This window comes from Pseudomonas typographi (genome assembly GCF_014694385.1).
GTDB lineage: Bacteria > Pseudomonadota > Gammaproteobacteria > Pseudomonadales > Pseudomonadaceae > Aquipseudomonas > Aquipseudomonas typographi.
In genome coordinates, this window is the sequence record NZ_JAAOCA010000051.1 from 1 (window position 1) to 20,392 (window position 20,392).

Annotated in this window: 25 protein-coding genes; 3 read left to right on the top strand and 22 right to left on the bottom strand. The window is 60.3% G+C overall.

The features are described 5' to 3' along the window. From HAQ05_RS25590 to HAQ05_RS25600, 3 genes are all read right to left on the bottom strand, one after another. The coding region (locus tag HAQ05_RS25590) for a TipJ family phage tail tip protein (RefSeq protein ID WP_190426469.1) at positions 1–2,165 on the bottom strand (2,165 nt) is incomplete at its 3' end. An 8-nt stretch (positions 2,166–2,173) separates the two neighbouring features. After that, positions 2,174–2,809 (bottom strand): tail assembly protein, encoded by a 636-nt coding sequence (locus HAQ05_RS25595; RefSeq protein ID WP_190426472.1) that lies wholly within the window; start codon positions 2,807–2,809, stop codon positions 2,174–2,176. 470 nt (positions 2,810–3,279) lie between these two features. Next, entirely contained in the window at positions 3,280–4,050 is a 771-nt protein-coding gene (locus HAQ05_RS25600; RefSeq protein WP_190426475.1) for a C40 family peptidase, read from the bottom strand. Positions 4,051–4,145: 95 nt separating this feature from the next. On the opposite strand from HAQ05_RS25600, the gene HAQ05_RS25605 reads away from it, so the two are divergent. Then, complete coding sequence (locus tag HAQ05_RS25605) at positions 4,146–4,403, top strand: protein L (RefSeq protein ID WP_190426478.1); 258 nt, start codon at positions 4,146–4,148, stop codon at positions 4,401–4,403. Positions 4,404–4,471: 68 nt separating this feature from the next. Further along, positions 4,472–4,729 carry a hypothetical protein gene (locus HAQ05_RS25610; RefSeq protein ID WP_190426480.1) on the top strand — a complete coding sequence of 86 codons (258 nt, stop codon included), beginning with the start codon at positions 4,472–4,474 and terminating at the stop codon, positions 4,727–4,729. Between the two features lie 276 nt (positions 4,730–5,005). Here HAQ05_RS25610 and HAQ05_RS25615 read toward each other — a convergent pair whose 3' ends face one another. The 18 genes from HAQ05_RS25615 to HAQ05_RS25700 form a co-directional block, all read right to left on the bottom strand. After that, positions 5,006–5,704, bottom strand: coding sequence for a phage minor tail protein L (locus HAQ05_RS25615; protein ID WP_190426484.1), 699 nt, complete (start codon positions 5,702–5,704; stop codon positions 5,006–5,008). Then, positions 5,704–6,042, bottom strand: a complete 339-nt coding sequence (locus HAQ05_RS25620; protein ID WP_190426487.1) for a phage tail protein — start codon at positions 6,040–6,042, stop codon at positions 5,704–5,706. Before HAQ05_RS25620 ends, HAQ05_RS25615 begins: the two co-directional genes overlap by 1 nt. After that, positions 6,042–9,041 (bottom strand): phage tail tape measure protein, encoded by a 3,000-nt coding sequence (locus HAQ05_RS25625; RefSeq protein WP_190426490.1) that lies wholly within the window; start codon positions 9,039–9,041, stop codon positions 6,042–6,044. Before HAQ05_RS25625 ends, HAQ05_RS25620 begins: the two co-directional genes overlap by 1 nt. A 4-nt stretch (positions 9,042–9,045) precedes the next feature. Next, positions 9,046–9,309, bottom strand: coding sequence for a DUF1799 domain-containing protein (locus HAQ05_RS25630; RefSeq protein WP_190426493.1), 264 nt, complete (start codon positions 9,307–9,309; stop codon positions 9,046–9,048). Between the two features lie 53 nt (positions 9,310–9,362). Further along, a complete protein-coding gene (locus HAQ05_RS25635; RefSeq protein ID WP_190426495.1) occupies positions 9,363–9,740 on the bottom strand; it encodes a phage tail assembly chaperone in 378 nt (125 codons plus the stop codon). A 9-nt stretch (positions 9,741–9,749) separates the two neighbouring features. Then, positions 9,750–10,397 carry a phage tail protein gene (locus tag HAQ05_RS25640; RefSeq protein WP_190426499.1) on the bottom strand — a complete coding sequence of 216 codons (648 nt, stop codon included), beginning with the start codon at positions 10,395–10,397 and terminating at the stop codon, positions 9,750–9,752. Between the two features lie 70 nt (positions 10,398–10,467). Continuing rightward, on the bottom strand, positions 10,468–10,881 hold the full coding sequence (locus HAQ05_RS25645) for a phage tail terminator-like protein (protein ID WP_190426502.1): 414 nt from the start codon (positions 10,879–10,881) through the stop codon (positions 10,468–10,470). After that, positions 10,878–11,453 (bottom strand): hypothetical protein, encoded by a 576-nt coding sequence (locus HAQ05_RS25650; protein ID WP_190426505.1) that lies wholly within the window; start codon positions 11,451–11,453, stop codon positions 10,878–10,880. The genes HAQ05_RS25645 and HAQ05_RS25650 overlap by 4 nt, the downstream gene beginning before the upstream one ends. Before the next feature lie 2 nt (positions 11,454–11,455). Next, on the bottom strand, positions 11,456–11,845 hold the full coding sequence (locus HAQ05_RS25655; RefSeq protein ID WP_190426508.1) for a hypothetical protein: 390 nt from the start codon (positions 11,843–11,845) through the stop codon (positions 11,456–11,458). Positions 11,846–11,847: 2 nt separating this feature from the next. Then, positions 11,848–12,225: a hypothetical protein gene (locus tag HAQ05_RS25660; RefSeq protein WP_190426510.1), complete on the bottom strand. Its 378-nt coding sequence runs from the start codon at positions 12,223–12,225 to the stop codon at positions 11,848–11,850. Positions 12,226–12,235: 10 nt separating this feature from the next. Then, positions 12,236–12,664 carry a HeH/LEM domain-containing protein gene (locus HAQ05_RS25665; RefSeq protein WP_190426513.1) on the bottom strand — a complete coding sequence of 143 codons (429 nt, stop codon included), beginning with the start codon at positions 12,662–12,664 and terminating at the stop codon, positions 12,236–12,238. Positions 12,665–12,701: 37 nt separating this feature from the next. Next, positions 12,702–13,682, bottom strand: coding sequence for a major capsid protein (locus tag HAQ05_RS25670; RefSeq protein ID WP_190426516.1), 981 nt, complete (start codon positions 13,680–13,682; stop codon positions 12,702–12,704). A 3-nt stretch (positions 13,683–13,685) separates the two neighbouring features. Next, positions 13,686–14,423 carry a hypothetical protein gene (locus HAQ05_RS25675; RefSeq protein ID WP_190426575.1) on the bottom strand — a complete coding sequence of 246 codons (738 nt, stop codon included), beginning with the start codon at positions 14,421–14,423 and terminating at the stop codon, positions 13,686–13,688. Between the two features lie 90 nt (positions 14,424–14,513). Further along, positions 14,514–14,993, bottom strand: coding sequence for a DnaT-like ssDNA-binding protein (locus HAQ05_RS25680; RefSeq protein WP_190426518.1), 480 nt, complete (start codon positions 14,991–14,993; stop codon positions 14,514–14,516). A gap of 24 nt (positions 14,994–15,017) precedes the next feature. Continuing rightward, entirely contained in the window at positions 15,018–16,133 is a 1,116-nt protein-coding gene (locus tag HAQ05_RS25685) for a minor capsid protein (protein ID WP_190426521.1), read from the bottom strand. Beyond that, positions 16,024–17,505 (bottom strand): DUF4055 domain-containing protein, encoded by a 1,482-nt coding sequence (locus HAQ05_RS25690; protein WP_190426535.1) that lies wholly within the window; start codon positions 17,503–17,505, stop codon positions 16,024–16,026. Before HAQ05_RS25690 ends, HAQ05_RS25685 begins: the two co-directional genes overlap by 110 nt. Further along, positions 17,505–18,992 (bottom strand): terminase large subunit, encoded by a 1,488-nt coding sequence (locus HAQ05_RS25695; protein WP_190426538.1) that lies wholly within the window; start codon positions 18,990–18,992, stop codon positions 17,505–17,507. Before HAQ05_RS25695 ends, HAQ05_RS25690 begins: the two co-directional genes overlap by 1 nt. 1 nt (position 18,993) lies before the next feature. Beyond that, positions 18,994–19,593, bottom strand: coding sequence for a hypothetical protein (locus tag HAQ05_RS25700; RefSeq protein WP_190426541.1), 600 nt, complete (start codon positions 19,591–19,593; stop codon positions 18,994–18,996). 76 nt (positions 19,594–19,669) lie between these two features. Between HAQ05_RS25700 and HAQ05_RS25705 the strand changes: the two genes are divergently transcribed. After that, the gene (locus HAQ05_RS25705) at positions 19,670–19,867 is read left to right on the top strand and encodes a hypothetical protein (protein ID WP_190426545.1); all 198 of its coding nucleotides are present in this window, start codon (positions 19,670–19,672) and stop codon (positions 19,865–19,867) included. A gap of 15 nt (positions 19,868–19,882) precedes the next feature. Here the strand turns inward: HAQ05_RS25705 and HAQ05_RS25710 are convergent, their stop codons facing one another. Then, the gene (locus HAQ05_RS25710; RefSeq protein WP_190426547.1) at positions 19,883–20,329 is read right to left on the bottom strand and encodes an Ntn hydrolase family protein; all 447 of its coding nucleotides are present in this window, start codon (positions 20,327–20,329) and stop codon (positions 19,883–19,885) included. Between the last annotated feature and the right edge of the window lie 63 nt (positions 20,330–20,392).

Consider the following 20,392-nt stretch of genomic DNA (forward strand, 5'->3'; position numbering starts at 1 on the left):
GCCGGCGGCTCACCGGTTTTGCCGTAAAGCTGGGTGGCTTCCGAATAGGCCCACAGCGAGGCATTGCCGCTCACGCCCACCGCCGATACGCGCGCGGTATAGGTGCCGGTGTAGATCCCGCTTACCTTCATGGCGGCGGTGTAGGTGACGCCGGCATAGATCCAGTCACCCGAATCACGTTTCCACCACACGTTATAGCTCTGGGCGCCCTTGGGGGCATCCCAGGTGATGCGCATGGTGGCTACGGTCAGGCCTTGCTTCACCGCGTCGAAAGTCGACAGCACGACATTGGTGGGTAGCGCCTGGATCGCACCGGGCAAGGTGGTGGTGGGCGGCGTGACGATCTGCGCGCCGGAGTCGATCGCCGCGAACTTGCTCGCATTGTGCTGCACCGCCACCACGTCATACTGCAGCTTGTCATCGCCGAAATTCTCGGTGACGGTCAGGATGCGGTAAGTCTCTGGCACCACCTCGGCCGTTTCGATCGCATAAACCGATTCTGCAATGGGCGCCGCGTCGAAGCTCTCGGTGACGGTGATCACCCGCCCGGCCACAGAGCGGATAACGCGGGTCTGCGCCACACCATTGGGCTGTATCACCACCAGCGTGTCGCCAGCGGCAACGGTCAGGTCATCATCCACCGTCACGCTGTCGATGCTCGATGCCTTCAACCGGCCACCGATGGGCTTGCCGGCGTAGTTCTGGTCGGCCACCCGCACGATTTGCCCGGGGCGCGCGATTACGCCATCCAGGCCGACGCTGAATTGGATCGTGTCGGTTTCTAGTTGGTTGGTCAGCAGCGTGTACTGTCCCAGACGCTGGGCCTGGCCTTGAGACACGCAGCCAAACGCGGTGATCTCCGTCTCCCGCACGCCATAGCGGGCAAGCGATTGCTGATTCTGGACGTACTCGACCTTCTGCGCGCCAAAGTCGTCGCGGTTGGTCCAACTGACCTTGGCCACGCTGTAGCGCGTCGATCCAGAAGAGCCCACCCGGGTGAATGCGCCATCGACCACATTGGCATTGGTGTAGGTGTACACCGGGTCGGTCGGCATATCGGCCGAGGCCACGACTTCGCTGCCAGCGTAATAGGCCATGCCCCGAAAGATGCTGGCCAGGTCTTGTAGCACCTGCAGGGCATCGGCGCGCGATTGCAGGAAGAGGTTGCAGGTAAAGCGAGGTTCGGTACTGCCTTTGCCATCGTCGACCAGTTCATCGCAGTACTGAGCGATCTGGTACAGCGCCCACTTGTCCACCTGGGCATCGCTGATGAAGCGGCCCAGGCCGTAGCGGTCGTTCAGGATGACGTCGCGGTAGATCCAGGCCGGGTTATCGGTCCATGCAGACTGGAAAGTGCCATCCCAGGTGCCGATGTAACTGCGGGTGCTCGGCGTGTAGTTGCTCGGCACCTGGATGATGCGGCCCTTGATACGAAACGCGCGTTCCGGGATCGACGAAAACTGACTGGCGTCGATCTTGATCCCCACCAGCGCGGTGTAGGGGTACTGCAGCTTGGCGTCGATGACCTCGGTGTAGCTGACGACCGTGGTGGTGGCCTGAATACTCGAGCTGGTCGAGTCCGCGGTAGTGCGCCGGACGCGGATCGTCCACCCTTCTTCCGCCGCGGGCAGGTCGATGCGGTGCGAGCGCTGATAGCCCGAAGTGGTCTTGCCGCTGAACGACGTGGTTATCACCGGCTGATAATCGGCGCCATCGGTCGACAGCTCGACGACGTAGTTCACCGTATAGCCGACGGTATCACCGTCGCTTTGTTGTTCGTAAAGGGTCGACGCGCCCAGTTGAAGGCGAACGGCCGAAAGCTCCAGGTTGCTGATGGCCTGGGTCCAGGGCTGGGCGGCCGTCAGTTCCACCCCTACCGACTGCTCGCTCTCCACCGAGGGAAAGCCGGTGATGTAATCCTGGTCGTGCTCCCCGTAGCGCTGCTCCCAAGTCACGCCGGTGAAATTCAGCGAGCCATCGGCATTGCCTAGCGGCGTTTCGTCCAGGTAGATCGATTGCGCGCCATTCACCAGGCCAACGATGGGGCCCTCGCTGATCGCATCGAGGATGTTGGCGTAGCTGGTGTTGATGAGGCTGTCGGGGCTTTCTACAGGCGTGTGGGTGCTGGAGCTGCCTTTGGCGCCCCTGACGACCATCATGTTCATGCGTGCCCCTATTGCTCGTCTTCGGCGACGATGCCCATAGAAATCATTGCGGAGCCCACGGTCATCTCGCCGTAGCACAGTGGGACCGGGTTGCCCTGGGTGACGGTATTCTTGATACCGGAGAAGTTGTAGCTGGGTTGATTGTCGGCTGATTCGCTGCTGTCGATGCCGGTTTGCGTGCCGGCAATCATTTGAGCTACGCCGCCGAGGGCGAGGGATATGCCTACGGAACCGACCACGCTCCAGGCGCCTCCCGCGAACAGCGACCCAGCGGCCGGCGCAGTAGCGGGCACCAGCACCGCGGCAGCGATCAGCGCAATACCTACCAATACTTGGCCGAGCCCTTTACTTCCCTTGCTACCCTGCACCACAGGTGCAATCCGTATGTCATTGTGGCTCGGCGGCTCGCCAAGTTGATCCTTGGTCAGGTTGCGCTTGCCGTAGAATACGGCGAAGGCCATGCCCTGCTCCTTTGAGTCGATCAGGAACTGGTTGAAACCTTTGTGCAGCACACCGAGTGCCCGGACCGCCTCGGCGGCCGAATTCACCGCCAATCGATGCACACGGCCGAACCGCGCGCCCAACTTGCCGTACAGTCGAATGGTTCGTACGCGCTCGCAGTGCGCATAATTTATCGCAGACATATTTCACTCCGGGCAGAAAAAAGCCCGCACGATGGCGGGCTGTCGATTAATTGGGCTAAGCCCCGAAGGCTTCTAACTCATAGGCATGAACGCACCCCATTGATGCGCATTTGGGACCAGGCGTCGCCGCTATCCGCATTTGCGCTAAAGTATTTCAGGGCAGATCCAGAGCCCGACTGCGCGATATCAATGGCCTCATTAGCTCCGATGCTTTTTACCATTAGCCCACCATTCCTCCCGGGCTGTACCACTGCTTCAAATGTGACCCAACGGTAGCTTTGAGCAGACCAAGTCGGGGCAATGCATGCTGCAACTGCTTCAGGTGACTTGGCGCTCGAAAATTCCGCTATTGCCCCTTTCCGGCGAGCCTCCTCCATGCTCATGGTGCACCCCGCCAGCGCTATGACCGCCATCGCCGCTGTGAAGACTCGCATGCCCACCTCCTTTAGAAAGGTGGCAATTTATCATGCTCAGCCATAGGGAGAATCCTTGTGTCTCATGTAGAAGCGGGCTGCCTCGGCAAAGAAGCCCCCGAACAGGTCGCGCTTTGAATCCCGGCCATACAGGTGATGCAAGATCGACCCCGGTACCGGGTGGTGGTCGGGCTCGGTCTTAAGCTTGCCGTCGGCCAAGTACACCCCGGCATGGTTGGCCACCGGTGAGCGGACCTGCATGACGATGAGATCGCCCTGGCGTAGGTCGGCTGGATCGCACGGCGCGAAGCCGGCGGCCTCGAAGTTCTCTCGGTAGAGATCCTGGCCCTTATCCCACCAGCCATCGTCGCGCTCGTAGTTGGGCAGTTCGATACCCAGCTCGCGCTGGTAGTAGTCGCGCACCAGGGTGTAGCAATCCAGCACGCCGTGCCGGAATGGCCGCCCAATGAGCGGCGCTTGGTAGCCCGCCGGCTCGTGGATCAGGTGCCCGACCGGCTCACCCTCGCGGACCTCGACCACTAGCCAAGGCAGCCCAGTGCCCTCCATGGATACCCGGTCGGCGTGGCTGAGCCTGGCCGACTGGCCGGGGTGGCTGTGCACGATGGCCACGATCTCGCCCTGATCCTCGGCTTCGGCCCAGGCCTCGGCGCTGATTTTGAAGTCTTCGGCGGGGTTCTGCGCGGTGTTGGGAGCCGGCGCGTACCGGTTGACCCGATCCTTACGCACGATGAACCCACACGCCTCGTTGGGCAGCCGGGCCCGGGCGTCGTCGTAGATCGCCTGAAGGGTGTCTTTGGAGAGTTTCATGGTTGGGCATCCAGCTTGGATAAAGAGCCAGTAACGCAAATAGGGACGTTCGTAGTAGCGTTGTGCCTCTACCATCATCAACAAGGAAGGAGACTATGGCTCAGTTCATTAGATCAACTACGAAGTATCTCACCGAAATCACTCCGACGCTCCTCGGCAGCGGGCCGGAGTGGACATCTGTTTTTACGCCAGGGCAACGCGTCCCTACTTCGGGTATTTACCGCTGCAAAGGTTGCAGCCAGGAAATCTCCGCGAACGAAGGCAACCCATTCCCACCACAGAATCACCACCAGCACGCCCTTTTGGAGGTCGGCATCGAATGGCAACTGATCGTCAAAACCAACGCTAACTAATCCTCGAACTAACACTGCCCGTGGCCGGCAAGTCCATGGACCGGGGTAATGTGACCTTGGAGGTCGATATGCAACCTACTCGATTCAGCTACTTGCTAATCTCCACCGATGAAAATGCGATCATGGCTGCCTTGCAGCAGTCCGTCGACTTGGAAATGGTCCATAACAAAGAAGGCATTCACGCCTTCCTGTCCGACACAACCTTTGGCGATCTGGAAGTACTGCTTCGAGCGGCAAGCAAGGAGTTTGGCCTTGTGCAAACCTCCAACGTCGCCTACCAAACCTCAAATGCGGCTCTCAGTCAGACCCTAAGTCATATCGTCTGATGGCGGCTGCTTGAGCCTGACCAAACAACCTCTCCCCCGATGACTTCGATCTTCGATCCTTCGCTCATGCGATATGGGCCTATGAGTAGGTACTCGGCGCGGCCATCCTGGACATCGACCTCAACCGGTTCGCGTTCTGGATGGCTGCGCCCACGCCGCCAAGCAATGGCCGGGACGAATGGATCTGGCTGACTCATAACTTTCTCCTGCGGCGTCGCCGCTCACTGTTTGCTGTCTTTGTGCCTGAGAATCAGGCGTGTTGAGTAGGCCAAACCCTTAATACCCAGCGCTCGGGTACGACCCGTAGCGCAGTTGGTTGTTGGCCCCGAACCGCAACTTGCAACCGGTGAGCGTGCCCGAGCACATGTCCTTGGCCGGGTCGTCGGTGGCCACGTCCTTATCGGTGAAATAGGCCGAGCCGGTGTATGCGCAGTAAGTGCCGCGATACCCGCCGATGACCAACCACTGACAACAGTTGGCAACGATCTGGCGCCCGGGCAACTGCCGGTCGGTGGCGATCAATGGCGACTTGAGCACGAAACTCACGGTCGCCGGGTCGGCGCCCTGCTTCTGGTCGATCGTGTAGACGTCATCGGTGAAGTACTCGTCCGGGTCCGCCTCGGGGTTGCCTTCAGGGAAGTTCACGGCATCCAGATACCTGCCCAACGTGCGGTGCCGGGTGATCTTGCCGTCGACCAGATCCTTGTAGGTCGCACACAGCGCGGTGATGAAGCCGGTGACGTTGCCCACGGACAGCGTGGGGTTACTCTGCTGCCCTTCCCCGGTCATGCCCATGCCTTCGACCTTGATCGGCCAGGGCGAGTATCCAACGCCCTGCCAGGTGATACCGCCAACCCGGGTGTAGCCATGGAAGTAGTAAACGTCGCCATCGATGGCCGTCAGGTCCAGTTCGAACAGCTCGACGTACTGGCCGGGCTCGAGCTTCTGCACGTCCTCGTAGATGCTCTCGGCCATTAGCTCACCTGGTAGGTTTGTTCGAAGGTTGCGGTCATCTGCCACACTCCGCCGCCCTGATCCGTCGGCTTGAAGCTGCTGCAGGTGAAGTACAGAGGGCCATCGAAGGGTGTCGACCAGATGAACGCCTTATAGCCCTGCTGAGTGCGAAGGAAGGTCATGATTTCGGCGATGCGAGCCTTTTCACCGGTGAAGGTCAGATCCCACGACTGCGTTTCGTTGTTGATGCCGTCCGCAGCGCGCTGGGTGTAGCCGTTGCCGAACTGTGCCGAGCGGATGCGCTGCGTGAAAGTGCCCGGCGCCGCCTTGTCGGGGCGCCAGGTGAATGTGTCGGCCATTACCCCCTCCCATTGATGGCTTTTCGGATGTTGCCCTGCTGGCTCAGCGACTTGGCTTCGAGCTCCTTGTACTTCTGGGTCACGAAGTTGCCGATTTCGGTGCCAAAGGATGCGAGGCCAGATTGGTTAGTGCTCACTTGGGACGTGCCGTCGCTGGCGATTCTGATGTTTACAACGGGCGCCACAGCAGCCGCACCCTGCCCCGACAGCATCGAGGCTGTTCCGAGCGAGGTGACCGACCCGCTCACGTACCCGCCGTCGGCATAGCCCCGCGCGTTCAGCCCCAACAAATAGTCCTTCATGCCCGGCTGGCTCACGACCTCCTTGCGGATGACGACTTCACCCCCATGAACGATGCCTTTGGGCTCGTACTTACCTCCATCGCCGGTATAGCCGCCCGCGGAGTGACCAGTTAGCCAACCAGAGAATGCAGACCCGGTGTAATCCGCAGTGGTGCTTCCCGCCGATGTCGAACTGCTGCCAAGTAAACCGCTCAGCACAGAACCCAATCCGCTACCGGAAATACTTGAAAACACGCTCGATGCAGCGGCCTCAACCTCCATCTTGGCCAACATCTTGAGGAAGCTGACAGCTACGTCGCCGAAGCTTTCGTCAGCGCCAAACGCCCAGTCCACCGTTGCATCCGTGAGGCCGTCGAACAGGCTTGTGAACGCCGACTTCATCTGACCAGCGACGTTTTGGGCGTTTTCCAAATAATTGCGAAACGCTGAAGCGGCGCCGCTCTCCCAATCCGATTGAGCAGCGGTCATTTTGTCGTAGTTGGCCAGTACCGTGTCCCGGTATTTGCCCTCAGCAGCCGTAACTGAGGCCAAGTCCTTCTCGTAGTCCTCCTGACTATATTTGTCCGGCGCCGTCTTGCGTCGATCCAAGAGCTTGGCGCGTTCGTCATTGAACTTGTCGGTGGTGGAATCGAGACTGCTCTGCAATCCTTGTTGGCGGTCGCTCAAACCAATAGAAGCAGCCGCCCGATCACCTTGCAGGCTGAGCGCAGCACGTTGCCGTTCCAGTTGCGCGACGTAGGCCTCCGAAGCCGCCGTTGCCCGCTCGACACGCCCCTTTTCGGCAGTGGCGAGCACTTCCGACTGGCTGTCGGCGTCCTTCTGCGCCTTGATCATGCTGGCCCGGGCGTCCGCGATTTTCTGGTCGATCTGAATGCGTTGGGCGCCGGTGGTGGTGCTCTTGGCTCTGATCGATTCAAGCGCTGCGATCTCGGCCTCGTAGGCTGCTGTGACCTGCTCTTTTTCGGCATTGATCAGCGCGGTACGCTGCGTGTAATACGACTCGGCACTGATGACTCCGGCTTTCTGCTCGGCATCCAGCTCCTTCTGGCTGTTGCTGTAGTCGCTGACCAGCGCCTTCAGGGCGTTTTGCTGGTCGTTGAATACGGTGAGGTCGACCGAACCGGAACCCGCTGGTTTGTTGGATTTGGCGTAGTCATCATTGACCTTCTTAACCGCGACCTGATAGTCGCGGTTGATCTGGTCGGCGTTTGCACCGCGCCCTGCAAGAGCCGTGGCCCGTTTCCGGTCTAGTTCGGCAATCTCGTTTTTACGCTTGGTTTCCTTGTCCAGCCCATCAAGATATTTTTGGTGCAAAGACTGGGTCGCCTCAATGGCTTTGCGTTCCGTCTCGGCTGCGGCACCTTCAGCAGCAGCCTGCTCATCGGTTGCCGCCTTCGAGCGCTGGAGCAGAGCAAGGCGTTGCTGCAATTCTGATCGCAGGCTTTCGACCCGCTCGCGCTCACGCGAAGCCTGGTTGCCGGTGATGTTCGCTGCATCCGGTAGGCTGGCGAGCTGTTTTTTTACCTCTTCGATTTGTTGCCCGACGGACTCTTCCCTGCCGATATTGAGCATCGCGTCCCAGGCCCCTTTGGCCTTGTTCTTGATGCTGTCCCACGCGGATTCGAGGGTTCCGAGATTCTGCTTGATCTTGTCGGCACGCTGTTTCAGCGCCTCCGCGTACGTACTTTCTGCTAGGTTCGCCGCAGCAGTTTTGTTTCCCTGCTCTTCAAGGGCCTGGATCTGCTGATAGACAGCGGCGGTCAGGTAGTTGTACTGCTCATTCAGCGCGGCGGATGCCTTGGCCGGCTCGTCAGCAAGCCGCTTGAACTCCGAAACCGTCTCGGAAACGGCCTTGCCGGTGGCTGACTCCATGGCTAATGCGGCGACGCCGATGTTTTTGAACTGGTCTGCCGTGATGGAACCGGTCGAAGCCAACTGCACTAGGACATCAGCCGCAGCACCGGTGGTGCCAACGGTTTCACTGATCCGCCTGGCCATATCGGCCAACTGCCCCGTGTTAACGCCGGCTGCATTGCCCGTGAGAACAAGTGACTTTCTGAAGTCGTCCTGCTCTTGGCTCCCACTGTAGTAAGCCGCTGCCAGTACGCCTGCGGCGGCGGCAGCCACGGTAAAAGGGTTCACCAGCCCGGCAACGTATCCGCCCACGGCCTTAGCTGCCGGCCCGATGCCGCCGAACATGTCTTTGAGCTGGCCGCCTTGTTGCAACAGCACCGTGAACGGTGCTTGTCCGCCTTGCAAGCCGGTCACGATGTCGGTGATCTGCGCAGGCACCCCCCGAATAGCCGCGGAGGTCTGTTTGGCAGATACGCCTGCGGCCAGCAGCGAGTCACTGAACCGGCCTAGCTCCGTGCGTGATTTGCTGATCTTGTCCTGGTAGTCCTTGAACGTATCGGCATCCAGGGCGCCCAGGCTTTTCTGCTTGGCCAGTCGGCTTTCGAGATCATCCAGCCGCCCAAGGGCCTTCACCGTCGGGTCGATCTCGCCGAGCAACTGCGCAAGGTCATCCTTTTGCTTTTTGAGGGCTTGGCCGGCCTTATCCGCGCTGCTGGCGACCTTCTCGGCAGCCTGCTCAGCGCGCCCACCGGCAGCGACAAACCTGTCCAGATCCGTGGCTGCCTGGACGGCATCGCCGGAATTGATCTCGATGCCCAGCTGGGCGATGCTTCCAACCGTCATGAGTCTATTCCTGTCGTTGCTCGGCCATCACGGCCAGGGCTTCTGCTTCCATCACGCGGAGGTCGTCGAACAGCCCAGCGCGATCTCTCTTGCGAATGCCGGCCAACTTCAAAACGACCGGAAGCGCGTTGTAATCCAACCCTACGGCGCCGCCCATGCCCACACGCCACTGGGTGGACATAGCCTCGAAGGCGCAGAAGGCCGGCCAGGCGTCAGGCCATACTTCAACTTCTTCGTCAGGAATGTCGGTGCGCGTGAGCCCGAACACTGCCAAGTCCTGATCGCTTGGACCACCCTCGTATAGCGCCCGGGCCGCGCCCCTCAGTTTCCCAAGCGGGCTTTCCGGTAGGCTTCGTAATATGCCCTTAGCACCGCGTCTGGCGAGCCGGCAAAAGTGGTAGCCAGGGCGCGCAGCGATTTCTCGCTGAGGGGGTCGTCAAAGTCCCAAGCGGTGACCACCTCTTGCAGGTGGGAAACCTGCACTTCGATCTCGGCCTTGGCTTGTTCGAGCGTGCTGCGCTCCTTCGAGTCATCGAAAAGCTTTTGGCCGTCGGCCTGCTGCTTGTCCAGAAACTCAGCCAGACCCAGTCGGTCCAGGTACTTGAAGGTGAATTGGACCTCAAGCGGGTCGCCGCCGACGCGGGGAATGGATACCACCGCGTCGAAGGTCGGGTTAGGCGCAATTTTGATATTGGGCATGCTGGCTCCTTACGCCGCGTATCGCGTTGGGCGTGCGGCCAGCGATAAGGTGATAGTGCGGGTCATGATGTTATTGCGCGCCAACGTAGGCGTTGCGCTGATCGACACGTAGGCGTTGTAGTAAATCACCGAACCGTTGGGCAATTTCAGGCGTACCACACGCGTTTCCTTATCCTCATCCGCTTCTTCGCAGATAGGGACATAAGCCTGGGTTGGATCGTCGGCCACAGTAAGCGTTATGGTGATCGGGTTCTTCGTGGTCGGCAGTTGGCGGTCATCGTCATCTTCGAGGAAGCCGAAGGTGGCGAACTGCTGATCGCCGCCACTCGTGGCTACATCGGTGATTTGGGCGATTTGAGCCCAGGCCGTCACGGCGCGGACGCTACCGGCTCCAGAGCCAGCCGTGTACACATTGAGGTTACTGGTGTCGATGCCTTCCAGGTCGAACGCATCTGCGGTCGGATCGGCCACGCGAGCGACCTTTCCGTCCAGTCGGGTCCAGCCAGAGGTAACGACTACCACCGCACCTTCATCAAGGGCATGGCCATCCGCTGTGACCTCAGCCGGGTTCGCGTTAGAAATGGCGGTGGCCAGCACTGCCGTGGCGAATACCGAGCCGATTTCCATGATTGCGCCGTTGGGCAACTTGAAAGCCATGTGGATTTTCCTCATACAGAAATGAAAAACCCGCTCATGGCGGGTTCAGGGTTGCCCAACGGGCGGGTTATTAGATGTCTGCCCGGTATTGAAAGCTGGCCGGTATGGTGTAGGTGGTGTCTGCGGTGATGCCTGGCCCGGGATCGACGGGCGTCAGTACCAGCACGCCGAAATCACCTTGCATGAGCTTCAGGTACAGCGGGAACAGCGCTGCAAGCTCGTCGACGATGCTCGCTGCGGAGCCCGAGCCGTTGCCGGCCGGCGTGACAACGTTAACCTGGAGTACGCCGGTGTAGAGGCGGTCATCACCGCCCAAGGTGTTAGAGGCAGTAACGGCCGGCAGCGTGAAGGCTGCCAGGTAGGTTTCATCGGCTGCCGGCGTGAAGCTGACGTTTTGGTAGGCGATCCGCAGTGATGGATCGCGCCCGGCTGCCCAGGCGGCCAAACGGGCCTCGAACAAGGATCTGATCAGGCGGTGGCTCATACTTTGTGCTTCTCGATGGTATCCAGAACGATCTGCTGGAACCTGGCCACGGTCACGCGGACCATTCCGTTTGGCGCCTGGGTAGAGTGGCCAAACTCCAGAGGAATCGCATAGGGCAGTGAGTTCGTAATATAGGCCACTTCACCTGCCTGAAATTCGATAACCCCTTCGCTGATGCGCGCCCGGGACTTGTTGCCGCTACTGTCAACCTCTTCCGTCGTCGAGTCGTCCGGCGACCCGATACCGAACATCCAGTTGTTGCGAAAGCGGCCGCCGACGTAACCGGCTGGGGCGACGATATCCATACCGTCCTTCAGTGCCTCGCCAGGGCTTAGGCGGCCCCCCTTGCGCAACGCGGCGTTGTGATCCGCCACGGCCTGGTTGTACTGCGCCGAGGTCTTGTTCACCTCCCACAAATCGGGATCGCCCACCGGCGACATGGTGATGAGGCTGTCGCCAACCTTGATGATGATTTCCCGGCAACTGGCCTCAATTGCCTCTTTCGCCTGGTCTGCGAATGCCTGGATCGCTACCGAGAAGTCGCCTTTCAGGCCTGCGTACTTGGATGCCATGCTCAAGCCCTCAGCTGTATGGACCACGTGGCGCCGGCCGCGTCCTGACCGATGTTGATGACGCGCTGATCGTTGATGAGGTCGCCAACCTTGGGTTCGGCCGGGTCGTCGGTGGCCACCCCGTCAACCAAGATCAGCAGCTCGCTTTGCAGCACCAGCAGCTTTTCGTCCGTGGCCAAAATGAGCGAGCCGTCAATCTCCTGGGTCGAGTAGCTGCCGAACACGCCACGGCCCGTGTAAGTGGTCGTGGTGCTGGTAGTCTGGCCCGTGGCCGGATCATAGACAGCGGCCTCTTTACGGCTTCCGGCCACAGGCTTCACCGCGTCGGCCAGGCCATCCGCATCATCAAAGGCCTCCGCCAGCTCGGCTTGGATCTCGTCGCGCATGCCCATGCCTAGATCCTCTGAAGCATGAAAACGCCAGCCCGCTTGGTCCACGGCTCGATGAGCGCCAGGGCGAAGTTCTCGCCCTGCGACAGATCAGCGGAGCCAGCCACATAGGTTTTGCTTACGGAGGTGCCGGATTGAGCCGATACCGTCTTGCTCTGCACTTCCTTTTGGGTGTCCTTGTATAGGCCCCCAGCGGCAGCGACCTTCGCCACCTGCGCGCCGGCCATCTTGATCTCGGTCGGTACCGGATCGGGGACAGCGCGCTGAATCTTGGCCGTGAGCCAGGCGTTGGCCATCGCCACGGCAAGGACCGCATCACCGGTGCCGGCCCAGTCAGGACCAAGCTGGGTATCGACATCGGCCACAGTGATGAAATCGGTCATGTGTGTGTCCTTATTCCTTCGGCACCAAGGCCTGCAGGTCTTCTTTCTTGGCACTGGCATCGAAGGTGATGCCCTTGGCGGTCAGCCAGGCTTTCAGATCATCGACCTTCATTTTCAGCGGGTCGGTTTCCTTTTGCGCGTCGATGGCCGCGTCGATCTCTTCCTGAGTGCTGCGGGAGGCATAGCCTTCTGGTGGGTAGGCGCTCGCCTGGTATCCGGCAGCGACATACTCAGCCACGGTCGGCCCGTCGAGCCTCAACCCGTCGGCACTCGCTGCACTGACCTTGATGCCGCGCTTCTGATAGGCCTCGACAATGTTTGGGGCATCGCCTTCGACCACCACTTCGGTAGCGCCGCCGACCACCCCGAAGAAATGGTCGAGACGGCGGTAGCACACGCCAGCTTCATTGCCCGGCGTGTCGGTATAAACAACCTTCATGTGGATCTCCTATGCGCCATGCAGGCGCCTGGGCAGGTTATGGCGCCGTCGCGGTACCGCTGATGACAGCGGCGAAAGGCACCTGCTTGCGGTCGAACACGCGGGTCCAGTTGGCCGCGGCGGCGTACTGAGTCGCCGAAGGGCTCTGGTTCAGCGTGTTGCTGCCTGCCCAGCTGAAGCCTGCCGGTTGCAGGATGTAGGTCTTGCGCTCCCAGAGCACTTCAGCACCGCCGCCGTTGCCGCCGTCGGGTTTGCGCTGCAGCTCTTCCGGGGTGTGTGGCGTGCCGACGCCATAGCCGAATGCGCCCTGGCCGAAGAACACCGACAGGTACTGTCCAGCGCTGTAGGTGAGGCCGTCATCCATGAAGACGGGCTTGCCTAGGTAGGTTGCCAGGATGATCTTGCCTTCCGAGTCGCGCAGGTACTCGATCAGATCCTGCTTGACCATCTGGTTCATCACCACCGAGTGCACGCCGATGGCGCCAAACTGGTCGGCCGCATCGCCGGCAGTGAAAGCCGCGTCTTGGAATGCGCCCGCGCTGATGGTCGCCCCGGCGTCGATCACCATGTCCCCGTCGTTGTTGGCGATGTTGGAGGCGATGATGCCGCGCGCAGCACCAAGCAGGTAACGCTGCCACTGGCGGGTCCAGTAGGTGCCGAAGCGGTTGCGGATGTGCTGCATGGGTTCCGAATTGGCCAGTTCGGCGGTCAGGTCGGCCACGCCATAGCCTTTGTTCAGGAACAGCGTGCGTGCACGCATAGAGCCTTGCGCGGCCTTGCCGACCTCACCGAGGTCGTCCGGGTCATCATTGGAGATGTTCGGCGCCTCGTCGGCGTCGAGGTCTTGCCAGTAGGCCACCTCCGCGGTGCCCTGGCCGTTGCTGGCTACAGCATCGAGCACCGGCGACCGGGTGACGATGCCAGAATCGTAGACGGCGGTCTTCTCCGGCGAGTTGACCGGATCAAGCGCTGCATAGTAGTCGGCGACGAAAACGTCCGACAGTTGGGTAGTTGCCATGGATCAGGTTCCTTTAGTGGCGAGAAGTTTTTTGAATGCGTCGGGGTTGTCCCGGGCCAGCGCGGCGCGCTCGACTTCGGTGTATTCCCCCCATTTCTTCGTGGCCTTGCCACCGTAGTCGCCGGTCTGTCCGGCACCCTGAGCCCTTGGCCAGAGGTGTGTTGCGGTTTCACGTAGCGATTCCGCCCATTCGAGCGGGGACAGCGGCGTCTTGCCGTCCTTGCCGTAGATGACCTCGCCATCACGGTCGGTGGCGATCGCTTCGCCGTCTTCGCCGAGTTTGAAAGTGCCCCGGGCCCTCAGGATGATGTCCTCTGCGGCCTCGGGGAGCGCGCCAGCCTTCATCGCTGCGGCGCGGATGGAGTCGGCCAGCACCTTGTCGCTGTACTTGGCAGCGAAGGCCTCGGCCTTGTCGGCGCGGGCCTTTTCGGCGGCCAGCTGCTTGTCGTAGTCGGTGCGCAGGCGCTCGGTGCGCTTGCTGATCACTTCATCCAGCTTGCCTTCTGCCAGCAGCCGGGTTTCTTCGTCCTGGCCGACCTTGGTCAGGAGACCTTTCACGGCTTCGATATCCAGGCCTTCGAACTGGGTTTTGAACCCTTCCAGCTCGGTTTTGGTGTTCTTGAGCGTGCCAAGCAGCTCAGAGTTTTTGTTCTTGAGGCCGGCAGTTGCTTCGGCAACGGCTGCAGCGATGGCGTCTTTGACGGCCGGGTCTTCAAGGTCAATGGTGTTTTCGTCTGCCACTTGGTGCACCCCTTGGGTTTGATAGCCTTGCTTTGCATAGGCGTAAAAAAACCCCGGCATGGCCGAGGTCTTTGGTTTCTCTTGGTCTGGTTAGTGAGCGATGCTAAGCCCGCGCATCATCAGGTAATCGGCAAACTGCGTTCTGCTGGCCACCCAAAGCGGCGGCGCGGTCATGAACTGCTCGGTACTGCGCACCAATGGATGGGCCTTGCCCTTGTCGTAATAGTGCGTCGGTTCCGAAGGCTCTATCCCGTGATCGGCGGCATACAGTTCCGCCGCCAGCATCACTTGGCCATGGCTTATGCCATAGGGGATCGTCGGCCCGAGTATTTCCCCGTTGGGCATGGTGATGCCCTTGCGTGGCCAGGCCATGGGCTGGTTGCCGATGACGGGGAAACCACGCCAACGCATCCGGTTCATCGCATCGACGGCCAGCAGCAGGTATCGCTCCTGCTCCGGCTCGGTGTCGGGTACCGGTATTCGGTAATAACTGCCCAGGAACGCCAGTCTTCTCGGCTCGGCGTAGCTGTTGGCGGCGAAATCGCACTTGCCGTGCTCGACAATGATCATGGCTGGCCCAGATTCGGTGGGCGGTCAGTTTACACCGGCACGCTTGAACATATCTGGGTCGAGCTTCTTCAGCGCCTGAAGTGTCAGTGGCTTGAAGTTGCTGTCCAGCTGCAGAGATGCCCACTTCTCGAGGGTAAGCCCACCATCGCGGAACAGCTTGGCGCGCACCGGGCCAAGGGCCAGGTCCTGGAAACCCGCGGGCTGCGTTGCAAGCCACTGGTAGTAGTTCTGGTCCGCTGGAACCTGGGCGCCGCCATTTGCCCCTGATGATGCCCTGGTAGCGCCCTTCTCGAACAGATCATCCAGCCGGGTCACGGCTTTGGTGGTGCTCCGGCAGTTGAAGTGCGCCGGCGGGAGCGGCCCCTTGCCAAGCTTGAACGTTCGACCATCCAGGCTCTTGCACAGCGCCGAGGTGCGCCGGTCGAGCGTAGATACCCAACGGTACCCTCTAACCACGTCCGGGTTGGCATTGAAGGTTTCCATCCGCGCCGTCGTCGCGACGTGCTGCACAGCCGTCTGCACCACGGAGCGGGTGTTTCGTTCGCTGATGGCCAGGACGCCATCGGTGTAGTTCTGTGCGGCGGTACCGCGGATCGCCTGGACGATCTGGCTATTGGTCTGACCCTGGATGTACCCGAGCCGTATGGAACTAGTAACCCGGGTTGTTTCAGACCTCACCCAGCTCTGCACGATCGTCTTGAGCAGCTTGCCCCCGTCGATACCCTGGACCTGCAAAGGCGCGACCGCCAGCGCCGCCCGGATGACGGCGTTGCTTGGAACGATCGCGCCCAGCGTAGGATAGGCAGCGTTGAGGCTCTTGGCCTCAAAAGCAGCCTGGTACAGCGCAATGTCCACCAGATCGGCCTGCAGCAGATCGCCATAGGCCTTGTAGATCTCCAGCAGCCTGCCATCGACTCTGGCGAGGAATTCCTCCAGGCGTTCCCGGCTGTACGTGGTCAGCTCCTTGCGGGTCAGTTGGTCTCGAACCAACCGGTCGATGCGGCGAAGATAGGCTTCAAACTTCTGAACCTCATCGGCCTTGACCCGCTCCATCATCACGCTGTTGCGAATCGTCTGATGGAGGTACGCCGCGGGTGAGTCCTCTTCCTGATTCTGCAGGGTTTGCTGGGGCGTCTTCATCGTCTTGATCCAGATTCAGGCCCCGGCCAGAGTCGGCTTCATCGCTAATGAGTTCGGCCTCTTCGTCGTAGGGGCGCTCGGGCAGCTTGCCGGTGGTGAGGTACTGCCAATAGGTATCCCAGCTAATCCCGCCGGACTGCACGGCCTTCTGCAGCTCGGCCAGAACCTGGGCGTCGACATCAGGGATGATGAAGTCAGGCTTAACGGAGAACGTCACCTCGTCGGGGTTGTAGCCCAGCCATTCGGCGGCGTAGCGCAGCCCTTGTTCGATGCCCTCGGCGGCCGTGACAACGATGCTGTGCAACGTGGCGTGCTGGTCGTTCTGCCGTGTTTTGCGGGCCTCGCCAGACTCGGTACCGGTGACGTCCATAACCTTCGCACCGGCCTCGAGCGCCGCGTTCTTCTGGTCATCCATGGCGGTTCGCACCGCCGCGATACCTGCACCCTGGAACTCCAGATACCCGCAGCTTCCGTTTGGGCCCAGATCCCACGCCGCGGACGGGCCGGTGACGCTCAGTTCAACTTTTTCATCAAGGCCAGACACCCAGGGCTGCGGGTGGCTGGTCTGGTGCAGCGCCGTGAAGTAATCGGCGCTGAGCTGGTAGGACTTAAGCGCCGACCGGGCCATGGTCAGGAGCGGTATCTCGTCCACGCCAGGTGAATTGTCCGTAGAGCCGCAGTAGATCACCGGCAGGTAGGGCAAGCCCTTCACCAGGCGGTTGCCGGTACCCACTGAGCCAAGCGGCTTCAATTCATCGACCACCGTGCCTTCTTCGTCCGTTACCGAGGTGTGGCATACGCCATCGATCAGCCTGAATACCCGGTACACCCGCTTGCAGTCGTGCTCATACTCGTCCTGATCGTCGTCCCTGAACTCCAGGAACACCGCTAGGGTTAGATCTTGCCGGCCGCCCATGGAGCCGACCTTCCAGTTGCGCGCGGCATAGGTCGAGAAATAGGCGCTGCCCTGGTCATCGATGTTGACCACCAACGGTACCCGGCCGTGTGAAATCGCTTGCCGCACGACACGCTGGAACAACTGCGTCAGCCCGAAGCCATCGGCCGTTGCATTGTCCTCGAGGTCGGCCATGCCCGACGGCAAGCTGAGCTCCGGCTTCAGCCGGGACACTAGGCCCATCATGGAGCGAAGCGAGTCACGCACCCAATGTTCGTATTGGGCGCGGTCGGTGTAGTTGCGGTAGAGGTAGGCATTGCCCACCGCATCCAGCTTTTCCGCCTCCACCATGCCGCTCGGCTTGGGCAAGTTTCGCGGGCTGCGCTTGATGGCGCTCTCGCCCTCCAGGGCGTCGTCCATCATCCGCCACTCTTCGATGTGAGCGTCGTAGTCTGGGTTGGTAGATTGAACAGGCATTACGCCAGACCTCCAATTCGGCGGACGCCGCCGGTGCGTTTGCGTCTGGCCATAGTGACTGCGAAATATCGGAACCCGTCGGCCGGGTGGGAAGACCAGTCATGCAGCGGCTTGTCCTTCCAGCAGCCGCGCTTGTCATCCCACTCCTTGCGGTAGCTTTCAAGCGCCGCGATGCCCTCTTCGCACTTCGATTCGTCGAACGCACAACTGGGAAGCACCTCGCGAACCTGCTCGATACCCTCGTCGATGCCCAGCTTCGGCACCACGTTGAATTTGAGGCTGTAGCGCTGACCATCGATCTCGTAGCCTTCCTTCGCCAGCTCCCGACGGGTCTTGCCGTCGCTGCCGAATTCCCGGTTGTCGATGTCGTGTGGCCCCCAATGCTCGCCGTACTGGTAGCCGCGATACTTCAGGACCTTCATGTAGTGGCGAAGGCCCTCGCCGCTGTTCTCGTAGAAATCGATGACGTGGAATTCCTCACCGACGATTCGAACGAACCAGATGGCCGTCGAGTCGCCAACGCCGATATCCCAGAACGTGTGCACAGGCAAGTGGCTGTTGTCCGGCAACCTGCCAATGCGCTGGCCGGCGTAGAGCTTGGAGAACTGTCTGGCGTAGTACGCACCTTCGATGGACTGCTGGAACGCCTCGGCCGGGATCGACGGGTATTCTCGCTTCATATCGTCGCCGAGGGTTTTTTCCTTGGCGGCGTACCAGGCGCGTTGCTCCGCCGTGGTGGCGATCCCGTGCTTCTGGCTCAAAGCTTCGAAGTAGTCAGTCAGGCGCTGAGGAATAGGTCCTAGCACCGGCTCGCTGTATTCGGCGCTCTTCCACCAACTGAAGAAAAAGAATTTCCAGTCCAAGCGACCCAGTGGAGCACCGGAGAGCTGCCGTTTCTCAGCGGTATCGGAGTAATCGAAGAAGTACCCTGACCGCCCCTCGGCCGTGGATTCGATCGTGACGAAGCAGTCTGAGGCCACTGCCTCAAAGGCCCCGGTTACGATCTCCCGCGCCTTGTGTGGGAACTTGGCGCAAATCTTGCCGAACTCGGAGACATGCAGATAGCGCAGCGTGCCGCCCCGGAAGGATGTCGAGACGTACAGCGACCCGCCCTTGCTGAACACCAGTTCGCCGGCTGCATCGTTGCTAGCCGGGTTGGCCGCCTTGATTTCGGAAGGCAGGTGATCGTAGGCGTATTTGACCTTTTCCCGAAACAGGCGCTTGGCATCGTTCAGGATGTGAGCGATCAGTGCGCACTTGGCCGACTCGAACAGCGCGGCATCCAATTGGACGATGCACACCAGGGTAGTGAACCCCAACTGACGCGCCTTCAGGATGATATTTCGCGTGTGCATGCCCTGGAAATAGTCGACCTGCTCCTGCGTCATGCGGAAGCGGACCTTCTTCCCGAGCTTGTTGGTGATGAAGTACAGGTTATTCAGGCGCCAGAATCGGTCCCGGAGCAACTTCAAATGCTCGGGCTTCATGTCAGGCGTCCTTCGATAATTCATCCATTAGCTTGGACAGGTCGTCCGAATCGTTCGGCTGCTCCTTGTCGTCCAAGCCGAATGCAGTGCGTTCTAGCACTTGCAGATTCTTCATGGCCGACGAAAGCTGAAACAGTGTTTTGGCGTTGCTTGGCAGTGCCACGGCGGAAAGCATCGTAGCCCGGCGCATGCCATTCGAATCGTCTGCAGTTTCAGCCTCAATCGAGTCTTCGATCTCTTCCCGCTTGCTGATCGTGGTCAGCAAATCATCCATCAGCAGGTTCGCAAGGTTCGTGGCTTTGCGAATGTCGCGGCGATGACTGCGAACAACCCGCGCGCCTTCCTCTGCGGCCTCTTCGATGATCTCGGCATCGTGTTCAGGGTTCGCACATTGCTCATCGCGAACCTCGCCGCGAACCAGCTTGTTGCGAACCTCTTTGCGCACTTGTTCTGAAAGGTCGCGAGCCCATCCAGATGCCTTGGCCCTCTTACGAATGGCGGTGTCACTGATCCCATTGCGCTCGGCAATAGTTCTGATGGAAAGCGCACCTGCCCGGTAGGCACGTTCGATCGCCTCCCAGTCGGGTTGCTTGGTTGTCATAAATTATCTCGGGCCTTGAAACAGTGTCTGGTTGCCGGTATCAGTAGTAGCTGTCAATCAACGGAAGGAGAGCAGCATGGCAAACGACGTGAGTAAATATGCGCTTTACAGTAACAATGCCGAGGAGAAAAGAGCGATAGCGGTAGCAGCAGCCTTGGCAATCATTGAAGCGAAGGTCGCAAACTCCCCGTCGTACAACGGGATTGTCGCTGACGAGATCAAGAAACTGGAAAGCTACGCGGACCTGATCGAGTCCGCTCTTAAGATCAAGTGAGGTACGAATGCCGCACTAACCCTGCGGCGCTTCCTCAGCCTTAATGGTCAGCGTCCTCACCTGTCCGCCAGTGCACGTATCACGCCTCTTTGCCATCTCAATGGCTTCAGCAGCAGTCGCACCCATGTCCATCGCTGTCAGGGCGAATGGCGATCCATTGCCGATAGCATCTGCTCGATCCGGACTGATTCTGTTCTTCCAGAACCCAGTCTTGTCATCGTAGCCGATCAGCCAGAGCGTACCGCCATCCACCGCATATCCTGACGCCTCAACGGGTGTCGCAGAAGCAGTTCCGAAGTAGGCTCCAATCAATGCGCCGAAGTCGCAGGTGCAGCCTGTACACAGGAAGTGGACACCCTTGACCGTCTCCAGCTTCTCGCAGTCGTCATCCGTAATGGTCGTACCGCGAGTGCATCGGGAGTCATAGGCGATCACGCCGTCTTTGTAGGCAATGGTGGTCATTCAAACCACCCAGTGGCCTCAACCCCGCAGCCCCGGCAACAAACGGTGCCGTTGGCGTGGCCG

Excerpts from the sequence above, each read along its gene's own strand:
- HAQ05_RS25595 (WP_190426472.1), bottom strand. The coding sequence starts at position 2,809 with ATGTCTGCGATAAATTATGCGCACTGCGAGCGCGTACGAACCATTCGA.
- HAQ05_RS25600 (WP_190426475.1), bottom strand. The coding sequence starts at position 4,050 with ATGAAACTCTCCAAAGACACCCTTCAGGCGATCTACGACGACGCCCGG.
- HAQ05_RS25605 (WP_190426478.1), top strand. The coding sequence starts at position 4,146 with ATGGCTCAGTTCATTAGATCAACTACGAAGTATCTCACCGAAATCACT.
- HAQ05_RS25610 (WP_190426480.1), top strand. The coding sequence starts at position 4,472 with ATGCAACCTACTCGATTCAGCTACTTGCTAATCTCCACCGATGAAAAT.
- HAQ05_RS25615 (WP_190426484.1), bottom strand. The coding sequence starts at position 5,704 with ATGGCCGAGAGCATCTACGAGGACGTGCAGAAGCTCGAGCCCGGCCAG.
- HAQ05_RS25620 (WP_190426487.1), bottom strand. The coding sequence starts at position 6,042 with ATGGCCGACACATTCACCTGGCGCCCCGACAAGGCGGCGCCGGGCACT.
- HAQ05_RS25625 (WP_190426490.1), bottom strand. The coding sequence starts at position 9,041 with ATGACGGTTGGAAGCATCGCCCAGCTGGGCATCGAGATCAATTCCGGC.
- HAQ05_RS25635 (WP_190426495.1), bottom strand. The coding sequence starts at position 9,740 with ATGCCCAATATCAAAATTGCGCCTAACCCGACCTTCGACGCGGTGGTA.
- HAQ05_RS25640 (WP_190426499.1), bottom strand. The coding sequence starts at position 10,397 with ATGGCTTTCAAGTTGCCCAACGGCGCAATCATGGAAATCGGCTCGGTA.
- HAQ05_RS25645 (WP_190426502.1), bottom strand. The coding sequence starts at position 10,881 with ATGAGCCACCGCCTGATCAGATCCTTGTTCGAGGCCCGTTTGGCCGCC.
- HAQ05_RS25650 (WP_190426505.1), bottom strand. The coding sequence starts at position 11,453 with ATGGCATCCAAGTACGCAGGCCTGAAAGGCGACTTCTCGGTAGCGATC.
- HAQ05_RS25655 (WP_190426508.1), bottom strand. The coding sequence starts at position 11,845 with ATGGGCATGCGCGACGAGATCCAAGCCGAGCTGGCGGAGGCCTTTGAT.
- HAQ05_RS25660 (WP_190426510.1), bottom strand. The coding sequence starts at position 12,225 with ATGACCGATTTCATCACTGTGGCCGATGTCGATACCCAGCTTGGTCCT.
- HAQ05_RS25665 (WP_190426513.1), bottom strand. The coding sequence starts at position 12,664 with ATGAAGGTTGTTTATACCGACACGCCGGGCAATGAAGCTGGCGTGTGC.
- HAQ05_RS25670 (WP_190426516.1), bottom strand. The coding sequence starts at position 13,682 with ATGGCAACTACCCAACTGTCGGACGTTTTCGTCGCCGACTACTATGCA.
- HAQ05_RS25680 (WP_190426518.1), bottom strand. The coding sequence starts at position 14,993 with ATGATCATTGTCGAGCACGGCAAGTGCGATTTCGCCGCCAACAGCTAC.
- HAQ05_RS25685 (WP_190426521.1), bottom strand. The coding sequence starts at position 16,133 with ATGAAGACGCCCCAGCAAACCCTGCAGAATCAGGAAGAGGACTCACCC.
- HAQ05_RS25690 (WP_190426535.1), bottom strand. The coding sequence starts at position 17,505 with ATGCCTGTTCAATCTACCAACCCAGACTACGACGCTCACATCGAAGAG.
- HAQ05_RS25695 (WP_190426538.1), bottom strand. The coding sequence starts at position 18,992 with ATGAAGCCCGAGCATTTGAAGTTGCTCCGGGACCGATTCTGGCGCCTG.
- HAQ05_RS25700 (WP_190426541.1), bottom strand. The coding sequence starts at position 19,593 with ATGACAACCAAGCAACCCGACTGGGAGGCGATCGAACGTGCCTACCGG.
- HAQ05_RS25705 (WP_190426545.1), top strand. The coding sequence starts at position 19,670 with ATGGCAAACGACGTGAGTAAATATGCGCTTTACAGTAACAATGCCGAG.
- HAQ05_RS25710 (WP_190426547.1), bottom strand. The coding sequence starts at position 20,329 with ATGACCACCATTGCCTACAAAGACGGCGTGATCGCCTATGACTCCCGA.